Here is a 13,478-nt window from a genome sequence, read left to right as displayed (position 1 = left end):
CTCCTAATTACTTTTACTTAAATCTACAGAAACTACCTTGGATATACCTTTTTCTTCCATAGTGACACCATACATAACATCACTAGCTTCCATAGTTCCTTTTCTGTGAGTAATAACAATAAACTGTATATTTTCTGAGAATTCTTTTAGGAATTCAGCGTATCTATAAACATTGGCATCATCTAAAGCGGCCTCTATTTCATCTAAGATACAGAAAGGAGTAGGTTTCATTTTTAAAATTGCAAATAATAATGCAATAGCAGAAAGAACTTTTTCTCCCCCAGACATCAAATTAATATTTTGAAGTTTTTTTCCTGGTGGCTGAACATTTATTTCAATGTTTGCAGTAAGTTCATCTCCTTCTCCTAATATTAATTCAGCTGTTCCACCTTTAAATAAATCCTTAAATGTTTCTCCAAAGTTTTCATTTAAAATTTTAAAGTTTTCTTTAAATAGTTCTTGCATATTAACTGTCATTTCATTAATTACTTTTAAAAGCTCTTCTTTTGCTTTATTTAAGTCCTCTTCTTGAGTAGACATAAAATTATACTTTTCAACTACTTCCTCATACTCTGCTATCGCAGCTAAATTCACTGTTCCTAAAGCTGAAATCTTAGCTTTTAATTTAAATATATCATCCTTAATCTTAGCAATATTAAATACCTCTATTGCAATTTCCATAGCTTCTGCTAAGGTTAAGTTTAATTCATCATTTAATCTAAAATAATAACCTTCTCTTTCACCCTCTAATTTAGCATAGGAAATTTCTTTTTTATTTAACTCATTTTCTAAACTTCTTATTTCCTCTATTAAATTATTAGCTTCTACATCTTTTATTTTTAACTTATCTTTTAATGTTATTCTCTTAGCTTCATCATATTTAAATATCTCTTCAAGATCTTTCAATCTAGAGTTTATATTGTTTATAACCTCAATATTCTTTTCAATTTCGTCTTTTAAGTAGTTTATGTTATTATGCTTTTCTTTATTGTCATTTTTAAGAGAAGAAATTTTTTCTTCTTTTTCTTTTTCTTCTTTTTCTTTTCTCTTAATATCTACTTGTCTTCCATAAACTATTTCATCTAATTTTGCCTTACTAATTTTAATCTTTATACTTTCATCCTTAGAATCATTATATGAATTTTTCTTTTCTAAAAGGTTATTTTGCATAATCATAACCTTTTCTTTATTATTTTCATTTTCTATTTTTAAATTAGAAAGAGCTTCTTCTTTACTCTTAACATCTAACATTAATCTATTTAAGGTTTCCTTATTTAAAGAAAGTTCTCTTTTAGAAACCTCAAGGGAATTTTTAAGTTTTAGGCTCTCACTTTCAAGTGCTTTCACTTCACCATCTAACCTTGTAATATCAATAACTTTTTCATGAACTTCATCACTTTTATTTAATATATCTTCATCAATTAACTTAACTTCTTCTCTAATTTTATTAAGTTCATTAACTTCTAAAGAATACTTTTCTTTATTTTCTTTTAATGAATCTTCAAGTTCATGCAGTTCTCTTTTTCTACTTAAGATACTTGAGCTATTTTTCTTATATATACTACCTCCAGTTAAAGCTCCACCCGGACTAATAACTTCCCCATGAAGAGTTACTATCCTAAACTTATAACCACAAGCTTTTGAAATATTTAAAGCTGCATCCATATCTTTTGCTATTATTGTTTTTCCTAAGCTATAATCCATAATATTTTTATATATACTATCATAGCTTATTAAATCAGATGCAATTCCTAAATACCCATCTATACTTAATATATCTTTAGTAATATTAAGTCTATTTCCCTTAATTATATTAAGAGGTAAGAAGGTTGCCCTACCTAAAGAGTTCTTCTTTAAATACTCTATTAAAAGCTTTGCATTCTTTTCATTTTCAGTAATAACATTAGATATTGCTCCACCTAAAGCAACTTCTATAGCTGTCTCTAAATTTCTATCTACTGTAAATATTTCTCCTAAGACCTTAGTACCTTTTCCATAAGGTAAACTTCCAGAATCTATTCTTTCCATTAACCTTTTTATTGATAGCTGATAACCTTCATAACTTTTTTCTAAATCCTTTAAAGTACCCAGCTTACCTTCTAAATTATTTATTCTCTTAGAATACTCTCTTATTAATGATTCCTTCTTATTTACCTTAGAATTTAAAACACCAATATTTCTTCTTCTATTTACTATTTCTTCTTCTAAATTTTCTTTTTCTCTCTTTAAAGCTTTAATGTTTTCATTAATACTTAAGATTGTAGCTAAGTTAATGCTTATATTTCCTTCTATTGCTTTAAGGCTACTTTCACCATTAACACTTAATTCTTCTTTACTGCTAATTTCTTTATTCATTAAAGAAATATTGTTATTAATTTCAGAAGTCTTTCTTAAAATTTCAAATTCTTCTTCCTTTATTCTTTGGATTTCTTTTTCTAAAGATTGTATTTCTGAATTTAAACTGCTACTCTTTTCTTCTAAAGATTTAATTGAATTTTCTTCTTCTATTTGTTTCTTTATCTTCTCTTCAAGATCTTTTTCAATAATTAATTTTTCTTCCCTTGATTTAATTACTTCTTTTTCTAATATTTTTACTTGTAATAAATCCTTCTCTATTATTTCTTCATAATTCTTTATTCTTTCTTTAAAGATTTCTATATCTTTTAAGCCTTTATTTACTTCTTCCTTTTTACTATAGTATTCTGTTTTTTCTTCTTTATTTTTACTTTCTAAGGCCTCTATTTCTTTTTCTATATCTATTAAGACCTGTCTCTCACTACTTAGTTTTTTCCTATTAACTTCTATATCAGATTTTTTTGCGCTTATAGCTTTATTTACTTCTTCTATATCATTATCAATATTTTTAATATTATTAACTAATAAAGATACTTCTTTTACTTTAAGTTCTGATGCATAATCATTATATAATAATGCCTTTTCTCTTTCTTCTCTTAAGGGCTCTATTCTCTCTTCATAAGTAGAAATTATGTCTCTTATTCTTACTAAGTTAGATTCTGTATTATTAAGTTTTTTCTCAGCTTCTTCTTTTCTAGTCTTAAATTTAACTATTCCTGCTGCTTCTTCTAGTAAAGCTCTTCTTTCTTCAGGCTTACCACTTAATATAGCTTCTATCTTACCTTGCCCAATAAGAGAATATCCTTCTTTACCTATACCAGTATCCATGAAAAGACTATGAATATCTTTTAATCTGCATTTTTGGTTGTTTATTAAATACTCAGTTTCTCCTGATCTAAATATTCTTCTAGTTATAGTTACTTCTGAGTAGTCTGTATCTAAAGAATTATCTGAGTTATCTAATGTAAGTGAAACTTGAGCTAGTCCTACTTGTTTTCTAAATTGTGTACCAGCAAAAATTACATCTTCCATCTTTCCTCCTCTTAGAGTTTTAACACTTTGTTCTCCAAGAACCCATCTTACAGAGTCAGATATATTACTTTTACCACTACCATTTGGCCCAACTACAGCAGTAACTCCTTTTTTAAACTTTAACTGGGTCTTATCTGCAAAAGACTTAAACCCTCTAATTTCTAGGGACTTTAAAAACATAGACTTTCTCCTTATCTATATAAATGATACTAATAAACTAAGTGAAAACATAATAGCTAAAGCTATAGTAATAATATATATCATTTTTTGCCTTGTTTTCTTCTTCACAATTACCACTCCTGTCTTATTTTAGTTTATAGCATTAAAGGTAAAATATCAATATAAGGTAGACAAAATCTAGCCTACCTTATAACTTAACATCTATTATTTTCTCAGTAACTATAACCTTAACTTTACCTCTTTTTTGCTTTTCCATTTGCCTTACAATTATTTTCCCATTATGTCCATCTATTAGTTTTCTATAATAATATTTCTTATTAGCATAAAGCTTACTTATATCCTTTGGATTAATTTCTATTATTATATCTTTGTTATCTGCTATAGATTTTTTTATATTATCACATAGCAAGCTTCCTTCAACTAACTCTCTAAAAGCTGGATGGAAAGGTCCATCTATTACATCTTTACCTAAGGTTATATTTTCTGTTGGTTGAAGCCCAACCCTTATTATATTTACAGAAGCATTATTATATAGCTTATATATCTCCTTAGATACTTCTACAGCTTCTTCTAATGTATAAGGTATATATTCTCCTCTTTTATGCATTTTAGCCATTGGAGTTTCTTTAATTACTAATGAAGGATATATCCTACATATATCCGGCTTCATTTCAATAGACTTTTTAGCAGTTTCTATATCCTTATTAAAATCATCTCCAGGAAGCCCTGGCATAATTTGATGACCTAAAGTAATTCCATATTCTTTAATTAACTTAGAAGCAACCCTTACATCTTCTGCTGAGTGCCCTCTTCCTGATAATCTTAATACTTCATCATCTAAAGATTGAACTCCAAGCTCTATAATATCTACAGTAAAGTCCTTTAAGTAATCTAAAATATATCTGTTAATAGCATCTGGTCTTGTAGACATTCTTATTTTATGTATTAACTCCTTTTCTTTATATTCCTTAGCAACTGCAAGTAATTCTTTTTGCTTATTAACATCTATTGCTGTAAAGGTACCTCCAAAAAATGATACCTCTACTGTTGAATTTTTACTCTCTATTGTCTTTAAGTATTCATCTATAGTATTTCTTACATCCTCTGCCTTAACCTCCTCTTCAACTTCTTTTGCAATCTTATCTTGATTGCAAAATACACATTGATGGGGACATCCTATATGAGAAATAAATATTGGAATAATATAATGCTTATTGCTCATTTAATCCCTCCAAAGCTTTAAGTGCTGATCTTGCTGCATTTTGTTCTGATTCCTTTTTACTATATCCTTCACCACATCCAAGTTCTTTATCCTCAATTATTACAGATGTAAAGAACTTTCTTCTATGTGGAGGTCCTTCATACTTTAATAATTCATAAACTATTGATACTTCACCTGATTTTTGCATTTCTTCTTGAAGTTTTGTCTTATAGTCTAAAATAATATCATTATTTATTGCCTTGTCTATTATTTCTTTAAAGTGTCCAAGAATATAATCCTTTGCAAACTCCAATCCCTTATCTAAATATATTGCTGCAAGTAAAGCTTCTACAGCATCTGCTATAATAGAAACTCTTTCTCTACCACCAGTAAGTTCTTCACCTTTACTTATTCTAATAAAGTATCCTAAGTTAAGCTTTTTACCAATTTCATATAGTGAATTTTCACATACTATCAAACTTCTTATCTTAGTAAGTTCCCCTTCACTTTTATTTTTATAATTTAAAAATAAATATTCTGTAATACATAGTTGCAGTATTGAATCTCCTAGAAATTCAAATCTTTCATTATATTCTTCATCCCTATGTTGATTTGCATAAGAACTATGGGTTAATGCTGTTTTTAGCAGCTTTTCTTCATTAAAAGTTAAACCAATATACTCTTCTATTTCTTTAATATTAAACTTCGCCATATTTCCATCTCCTCGAAGTTCATTCTTCAATTTGCTTTTTATATTATAACTTCTACTAAAGCGAACAAATTCAAGAATAAACTATATTTGAAATTTTAAATATAAAATCCCGCATTATTGCGGGATTAAATTATTCTTCTACGTGATTTTTTAAATACTTAACTACATCTCCAACTACTTTAAAATTCTCAGCTTCTTCATCAGGGATTTCAGTATCTAATTCATCCTCTAAAGCCATCATTAGTTCAACTAAATCTAATGAATCTGCATTTAAATCATCTACAAAAGAAGAATCCATTGTTATATCGTCTTCATTAACACTTAATTTTTCAGCTATAATTTCCTTAACCTTATCAAACATCTGCATCACCTCCTAAATAACTTCATTTAGATAATAGTATATATTATTTCTATAGTCAATATACTGAATGATATAATTATATATTATTTTTAAGTTCTGCTTTAATTTTTTCTAATACACCATTGTCGTAAAATATTTTCGTTTGTCTAATAGCATTCTTAAAGGCTTTTCCATCAGAGCTTCCATGGGCCTTAATACATATACCATCTACACCTAAAAACGGAGCTCCACCATATTCCTTATAATCAAACTTAACTTTTAAAGATTTAAATACAGGACTTAATAACCCTGCTCCTAATTTACTTATTATGCTACCTGATAAAATTTCGTCTTTTATCATACTTAAAAGAGTAGATGCTACACCTTCATACATCTTAAGCAATGTATTTCCAACAAACCCATCACAGACTAAAACATTTACGTCCCCTTTTGATGTATCTCTTGGTTCTACATTCCCAACAAAATTTAAATTGTTTTCTTCTTTTAAAAGCTTATAAGTAGCCTTTGTTAGTTCATTTCCCTTTTCCTCTTCAGCACCTATATTTACAAGACCTACTGATGGATTTTCTTTACCTATAACACCTTGATAATAAACTTTTCCCATCTTCGCAAATTGAACTAAATAATTAGGTTTAGAGTCAACATTAGCACCAGCATCAACTATCATAAAGCTACCATTTTTGCCTGGCATTATTGGTGCAAGGGCTGGTCTTTCTATTCCCTTTATTCTCCCTACTACAAGTGTACAGCCTGCTAAAAAGGCTCCAGTACTTCCTCCAGATATTACAGCATCACATTCTTTATCTTTAACAAGCTTTAAAGCCTTATAAATACTAGAATCTTTTTTCTTCTTTAAAGCCATTACAGGGTGTTCATTTGGTGAAATTATTTCCCTAGCATCAATTATATTAACTAAAGTTTTATCATAATTATAATTCTTTAGTTCTTCTTCTATTTGTTCCTTTGGACCGGTAATATAATACTCTATTCCTTTGTATTCTTCTAGGGCTTTAATTACTCCTTCTATTACAGCTTTAGGAGCATTATCTCCGCCCATACCATCTATAGCTATTTTCATAAATTTTCACCTCTTTTTCCTATATATAAAGAAAAGAAAGTCATTTGACTTTCTTTATTCTTCTACTGAAGCAACAACTTCTTTACCTTTATAGAAGCCACAATTTTTACAAACTCTGTGAGCTAATTTCATTTCATGACATTGTGGACATTCAACTATTCCAGGTAAGCTCGCTTTAAAAGTTTGAGCTCTTCTTGAATCTCTCTTTGCTCTATATGTTTTTCTCGCTGGATTTCCCATTACTACACCTCCTTATTTCCAAACAACTCTTGTAACTTTGCCAGTCTTAAGTCTACATCATTTGTATTACAATTACAAGAACCTTCGTTAAGATTTTTACCACATTGGTAGCAAAGCCCTCTGCAGTTGTCTGTGCAAAGTCTCTTAATAGGTAAGGTTGAAATAATAACATTTTCAACAATTTCAGTAATATCTAAGATATTACCATCTACAAAAATAATTTCTTCATCATTTTGAAGTTCATTATTATTTGTAAACCTTTCTTCTATTTCAATATCTATTGGATAGATAAAGGCCTCTAGGCATCTTGAACATTTTAAATCTAACTTTGTTTTTATTGAAGCTCTTAGAGTTAAAACATCTCCAATAGAGGTTATATTTCCAACTACAGTTAAAGCTTCTACAGCTTCTATTTTTTCTCCATCAAAATAGAGTGGTTTTAAGTCATATGTTACATTTATTTCTTTTTTTCTGTTTCTAGATGAGTTAAAATCTGAAAGTTGTATAATCATATGTAATTGCTCTAGATATTATCTTCGCATCTTACAAGATACATTATGTACAAAAGTACATAGCTCGAGCCAAGCTTTATTTCACTCCTTAGATAAATATTTGCCGAATAAACACAATTTATTATATAAAGTGCATGATTAAAAGTCAAGCATTTTAACGAAAAACTGCCCTTTTAATTATGCACTTTATAATTAATTACTTAGTTAATTCTAAAGTGTCTCTTGCAATAACTAATTCTTCATTAGTTGGTATCACAAAAGCTTTAACCTTACATCCATCTTTAGAGATTTCTCTAACTTTACCTCTAACATTGTTTTTCTCTGTATCTACTTCAACTCCAAGGAATTCTAATCCCTTAAGTATAGATTCTCTAGTTTCAGGTCCATTTTCTCCTACACCAGCTGTAAATACAATTGCATCTACTCCACCCATAATAGCAGCATATGATCCAATTGTAGCTCTTACCTTATATTCAAAAATTGATAAAGCTAATTTTGCTCTATGAACACCTTCTTTGAAAGCGGCATCTTCAATATCTCTAAAGTCAGAGCTTATTCCTGATATTCCAAGAACTCCAGACTGTTTATTAAGTAAATCATTCACTTCTTCTATAGTTAGATTTTCTTCTTTCATTAAGAAAGTAACAATTGCAGGGTCAATAGCTCCTGATCTTGTACCCATCGCAACTCCTTCAAGTGGTGTAAAGCCCATAGAAGTATCTATAGATACACCATTCTTAATTGCTGCTAAACTTGCACCATTACCTAAGTGGCAAGTAATAATTTTTAAATCTTTGATATCTTTTCCCATAACTTCAGCAACTTTTTGTGATACATATTTATGAGATGTTCCGTGGAATCCATATTTTCTTATTCCATGCTTCTTATATAAGTCGTATGGAAGTGCATAAAGATATGCTTCTTCTGGCATTGTTCCATGGAATGCAGTATCAAATACAGCTACCATCTTAGTATTAGGCATTAATTCTTCACAAGCTAATATCCCAATCATATTTGCAGGGTTATGTAGCGGCGCTAACTTAAAGCATTCTTCTATATACTTCTTCACTTCATCAGTTATAATTACTGAAGAGTTATATTTTTCTCCACCGTGTACTACTCTGTGTCCTACGGCATTAATTTCATCCATTGAAGAAATTACACCATTTTCTTTATCTACTAAGGCATCTAAAACAAGCTTTATAGCAATCTTATGATCCTTCATTGGTTGCTTAACAATATACTTTTCTCTTCCTTCTACCTTTTGTGTTAATACAGAGCCCTCAATTCCTATTCTTTCAACTAGTCCTTGAGCTAATGACTCCTCTGTAGACATATCAATTAATTGGTATTTTAGCGATGAACTACCGCAATTAATTACTAATACTTTCATTTGTTTACGTCCTCCTTAGGGGGTATTTATTTTTGTGCTTGAACTGCTGTCAGTGCTACAACATTAACTATATCATCTGAACTACAGCCTCTTGATAAGTCATTGATTGGCTTAGCAAAACCTTGACACATAGGTCCAATAGCTTCTGCATTAGCAAATCTTTGAACTAATTTATATCCAATATTTCCACTTTGTAAATCAGGGAAAATTAATACATTGGCTTTACCAGCTACATTACTATTAGGTGCTTTTTGATTAGCAACTTTTTCTACTATAGCAGCATCTAATTGTAATTCTCCGTCTATTAATAGATCAGGTCTTAATTCTTTAGCAAGTTCAGTTGCTTTTCTAACCTTATCTACCATTTCATGATCTGCGCTTCCCATAGTTGAGAAAGAAAGCATTGCAACTCTTGGTTCAATCTTACAAAGATTTTTAGCAGTATCTGCTGTTGCAATTGCAATTGCAGCTAATTGTTCATATGTTGGATTTGGGTTAACTGCACAGTCTGAGAATAGAAGCATTCCTTCTTCCCCATACTTAGAACCTGGTACCATCATAATAAAGAAGCTCGATACTACTGATACTCCTGGTGCTGTTTTAATTATTTGAAGACCTGGTCTTAAAAGATCTCCTGTTGTATGAACTGCTCCAGATACCATACCATCTGCATCATCTAGTTTAACCATCATAGTTCCAAAATATAATGGATCTCTAACGATTTTTTCTGCCTTTTCAACAGTCATTCCTTTATTTTTTCTTAATTCATAAAACTCATTTACATAAGCTTCTAATCTGTCTGAAGTTTTAGGGTCAGCTATTTCAATACCTTCTAACTTAACGCCTAACTCTTTCGCCTTATTATTTATGATATCCTTGTCTCCTACTAAAATAACATCAGCTAAACCTAGCTCATGAATTTTTTCAGCTGCTACTAAAGTTCTTTCCTCATCACCTTCTGGAAGAACTATTCTCTTTCTATCAGCTTTCGCTGCATTCCATAATTTATTCATAAGTTCCATAACGTTTTTCTCCTTTCAAAAAAGATACGCTCTTTTCTTCATATACTAATATACTCCTAAGTACCTATATTTTTCAATATAAAAAATCCAAAAGAATTAATTCTTTATATTGGAAATATTCAGAATAATAATTCTTTATTATTATAACATACTAATACAAAGTTTTCTTATTTTTTTATTATGTTATAATAATTTTATATTTCCCATTAAGGAGTGTATTTATGAATATAACAGGTATAATAACAGAATATAATCCCTTTCATAATGGTCATTTATATCATTTAAACTCTGCAAAGAAAAATACAGAAGCACATGGTATAGTATGCATTATGAGCGGAAATTTTGTTCAACGAGGAGAACCTGCAATAATTGATAAATGGAAAAGAGCTGAAATGGCATTATTAAATGGAGTTGACTTAGTATTAGAACTTCCAACCTTTTATGCTTTATCTTCAGCAGAGTTTTTCGCTAAAGGTTCTGTTTCAATATTAAATAGTATAGGTGTAGTAGATAATCTTTTTTTCGGTAGTGAATGTGGTGATGTAAATTCTCTTTATAGGATTGCTAAAATTTTAACTTTTGAAAGCGAGGAATTTAAAGAAATTATTAAGAAAAATTTAGGAAAAGGTGTAACTTATGCAAAAGCTAGAGAAATTGCTTTAATAGAAACTTTAAAAGATGAATCCTTAAATACTATCTTATCTTCATCAAATAATATTTTAGGAATTGAATATATTAAAGCAATACTAAAATTAAATAGTCATATAAAACCAATGACCTTAAAAAGAGAAGGTTCCAACTATAACGATAATGAATTAAATTCAATTTTTTCATCAGCAACTAGCATTAGAAAAAATTTAAAAGATTGTAATTCAATAAAAAACTTAGAGAATTATATGCCAAAGCCTTCTATAGATATCTTAACCAATCTTAAAAATAATAAATATCCTTTTGTATTTTCAGAAGATATGTATTCATTTATTAAATATAAATTATTAACTAATTGTATAAACTTTAACAATATTTTAGAAGTTAAAGAAGGTTTAGATAATAAACTAATTAAGGAAATTTATAATAGTCAAAGTTTAGAAGAATTCATTTTAAATATAAAAAGTAAGAGATATACTTATACAAAAATCTCCAGAATATTAGCTCAAATATTTATTTCACTAGATAATTATGATTTCAATTCATTAATTGACGAAAATAATCTTTATGCTAGAGTACTGGCTTTTAATGATAAAGGGAAACTTATATTAAAAGAAATGAAGAAGAAATCTACTATTCCAATAATAACAAAGGTGCAAAAAAATCATAACAACCCACTTTTATCTTTAGATATACAAAGTAGTAAGGCTTATTCTATTTTAAATAATAAATATAATCCTTTAAGTGATTTTTTAAATTCACCTATTATAAAATAATAATATTAAGAAGCCATATGAATATACATATATAAGCTTTAGAAAATCCTACATTTAATTAAATTATTTTTTCTAGTATTAGTTATTAAGTAAGGTAATTACTTAATAAACTTATATAAGAATTAAATAAATCTATGCTTTCATTAATGTCACTTACTTTACAATATGTTTTTCACTTAAAATAATATAAAACATTAAAGGTAACTCATTTATTGAAACATAGATTATAGGAGGTAATTTCTATGTTTAGTATTTATATTTTATGGCTTTTTATATTTTTGCTAATTGCTCTACTACTAAAACTTCTTGATATCAAAAAAAATTACATTATTTGCTTTCTAATTACTTTCCTTATCATTTTATTTGTAATTAATTTAGAAAGTAGTATAGGTGCTGCAATATCAGGTGCTAAATTAGCTTTTACAGCAATTTTACCTACAATCTTTCCTTTCACTGTAATTTGTAACTTACTAATATGTTATGATGGCATTACCCTATATTCTAAAATATTAGGTCCTTTAATATGCAGACCTTTAGGATTATCCAATAACTGCTCCTTCCCAATAGTAGCAAGCTTTATTTGCGGATATCCCCTAGGTGCAAAATATGCATCTGATATATATAATCTTGGATTTATACATAAAAAGGAATATGAAAGATTATTAAATATTGCTTCTAATGCTGGTCCTATATTTATTCTTGGCGCTATTTCTGTTTCTATGCTTAATGATATACGTTATGGATATATACTTTTAATTGCAAATTATTTATCTACAATAATAATTGGTATAATTACTAGAAAGAAAGAAGATATTAAAAACATTCCAAGTAAAAAAGTTAACTTTGAAAATAAGCCCTTTGGCACAAACCTAAAATTTGCTATTGAAGGAGCTTTAAATACCACCTTAAATATTAGTGCTTTTGTAATATTATTTTCTGTAATAATAAGTATAATAAAAAGCAACACCCTAATTAGCGCTGCTTTTATAAACTTATCTCAATATTTTAATTCTACTAGTGAAATTATATATAATTTACTACTTGGAAGCATTGAATTTACTAATGGAGCAAAATTAATTGCATCTATCAATATAGCTATAAGTTTAAAGCTAAGTTTAATAAGCTTTATACTTTGCTTTTCAAGCCTTTCTATTATTGCTCAAGTAGCTTCGTTTATTAGTAAAGATAATCCAAATTTCAAAAAATATATTTTCCTTAAGTTTATTCAAGGAATAATTGGTTTTATAATAACATTTATATCTAGTAATATTATTTTAAAATCCATAGAAACATTTAATAGTAATTATAGCTATAATTCTAATATTGTAACTCTTAAGACTTTTGTTTTAATATTAACCATTTTAATAGCAACATTAATCTTCACTATTACAATAAAAAAATTAAAGTTAAAGTTACATTCCTCTTAATTCAGAAATATTTTCTTTTATCATAGCTCCATTACTGCTTAAATTTTCATCTATTTCTTTAGCTACTGACTCAAAAGATTTTTGCATATTTTGAATTAGTTCAACCTTTTTAGCTTCAATTTGTCTGTCTAATTCAGATAGAATCTCGATGGAATACTCTCTTGAACCTAATCTAATTGCCTTAGCATCCCTTTGTGCTAGGGCAATTATTTCATTTGCTCTAGCCTTAGCTTCTTTAACTACATCATGATTTTCAACATTTTGCTTCATCATTTCCATTATTTCAGCTTTTGTAGTTTCATATTCCTTTTGAGCGCTACTAATAATTTTGTCTTTCTCATTAACTATCCACTCTGCTTTTCTTATTGAATCTGGTAAATAGCTATGTATTTGGTCAATAACCTCTAAAATATCTTTTTTATCTACTACACTTTTACCTGTTATAGGTACCTTGGGTGCATTGTCTAATATTTCTTCTAAGTAATCTAAAAGTTCAATAATGTTTACTTCAACTTTATCCATCCCTATTCCCCCTCTATAT

General features: G+C 28.4%; 12 protein-coding genes. 2 read left to right on the top strand and 10 right to left on the bottom strand.

What is annotated here, in order from left to right; genetic code table 11:
- Positions 1-3 precede the first annotated feature (3 nt).
- From smc to pta, 9 genes are all read right to left on the bottom strand, one after another.
- A complete protein-coding gene (smc, locus tag E5347_RS03810; protein WP_136004828.1) occupies positions 4-3,567 on the bottom strand; it encodes a chromosome segregation protein SMC in 3,564 nt (1,187 codons plus the stop codon).
- Positions 3,568-3,754: 187 nt separating this feature from the next.
- Positions 3,755-4,789, bottom strand: coding sequence for an elongator complex protein 3 (locus E5347_RS03805; RefSeq protein WP_136004826.1), 1,035 nt, complete (start codon positions 4,787-4,789; stop codon positions 3,755-3,757).
- Complete coding sequence (rnc, locus tag E5347_RS03800; RefSeq protein WP_136004824.1) at positions 4,779-5,480, bottom strand: ribonuclease III; 702 nt, start codon at positions 5,478-5,480, stop codon at positions 4,779-4,781. Before rnc ends, E5347_RS03805 begins: the two co-directional genes overlap by 11 nt.
- Positions 5,481-5,610: 130 nt before the next feature.
- Positions 5,611-5,841 carry an acyl carrier protein gene (gene acpP / locus E5347_RS03795; protein ID WP_136004822.1) on the bottom strand — a complete coding sequence of 77 codons (231 nt, stop codon included), beginning with the start codon at positions 5,839-5,841 and terminating at the stop codon, positions 5,611-5,613.
- A 76-nt stretch (positions 5,842-5,917) separates the two neighbouring features.
- The gene (gene plsX / locus E5347_RS03790) at positions 5,918-6,919 is read right to left on the bottom strand and encodes a phosphate acyltransferase PlsX (RefSeq protein ID WP_136004820.1); all 1,002 of its coding nucleotides are present in this window, start codon (positions 6,917-6,919) and stop codon (positions 5,918-5,920) included.
- Positions 6,920-6,973: 54 nt separating this feature from the next.
- Entirely contained in the window at positions 6,974-7,159 is a 186-nt protein-coding gene (rpmF, locus tag E5347_RS03785; protein ID WP_136004818.1) for a 50S ribosomal protein L32, read from the bottom strand.
- A 2-nt stretch (positions 7,160-7,161) separates the two neighbouring features.
- Entirely contained in the window at positions 7,162-7,671 is a 510-nt protein-coding gene (locus tag E5347_RS03780; protein WP_136004816.1) for a YceD family protein, read from the bottom strand.
- 196 nt (positions 7,672-7,867) lie between these two features.
- Complete coding sequence (locus E5347_RS03775; RefSeq protein ID WP_136004812.1) at positions 7,868-9,064, bottom strand: acetate kinase; 1,197 nt, start codon at positions 9,062-9,064, stop codon at positions 7,868-7,870.
- Positions 9,065-9,090: 26 nt separating this feature from the next.
- Entirely contained in the window at positions 9,091-10,086 is a 996-nt protein-coding gene (gene pta / locus E5347_RS03770) for a phosphate acetyltransferase (RefSeq protein ID WP_136004808.1), read from the bottom strand.
- A gap of 221 nt (positions 10,087-10,307) precedes the next feature.
- Between pta and E5347_RS03765 the strand changes: the two genes are divergently transcribed.
- Positions 10,308-11,510: a nucleotidyltransferase gene (locus E5347_RS03765; protein ID WP_136004805.1), complete on the top strand. Its 1,203-nt coding sequence runs from the start codon at positions 10,308-10,310 to the stop codon at positions 11,508-11,510.
- Between the two features lie 242 nt (positions 11,511-11,752).
- Entirely contained in the window at positions 11,753-12,937 is a 1,185-nt protein-coding gene (ylbJ, locus tag E5347_RS03760; RefSeq protein ID WP_136004802.1) for a sporulation integral membrane protein YlbJ, read from the top strand.
- Here the strand turns inward: ylbJ and E5347_RS03755 are convergent.
- Positions 12,923-13,459: an ATPase gene (locus tag E5347_RS03755; RefSeq protein ID WP_136004797.1), complete on the bottom strand. Its 537-nt coding sequence runs from the start codon at positions 13,457-13,459 to the stop codon at positions 12,923-12,925. The genes ylbJ and E5347_RS03755 overlap by 15 nt on opposite strands.
- Positions 13,460-13,478: the final 19 nt, after the last annotated feature.

Source organism: Clostridium sartagoforme, assembly GCF_004794105.1.
In the GTDB taxonomy this organism is placed as follows: domain Bacteria; phylum Bacillota; class Clostridia; order Clostridiales; family Clostridiaceae; genus Clostridium; species Clostridium sartagoforme_B.
Note: the sequence above shows the minus strand (reverse complement) of the source record. Positions and strands in the feature narration are given on the sequence as shown.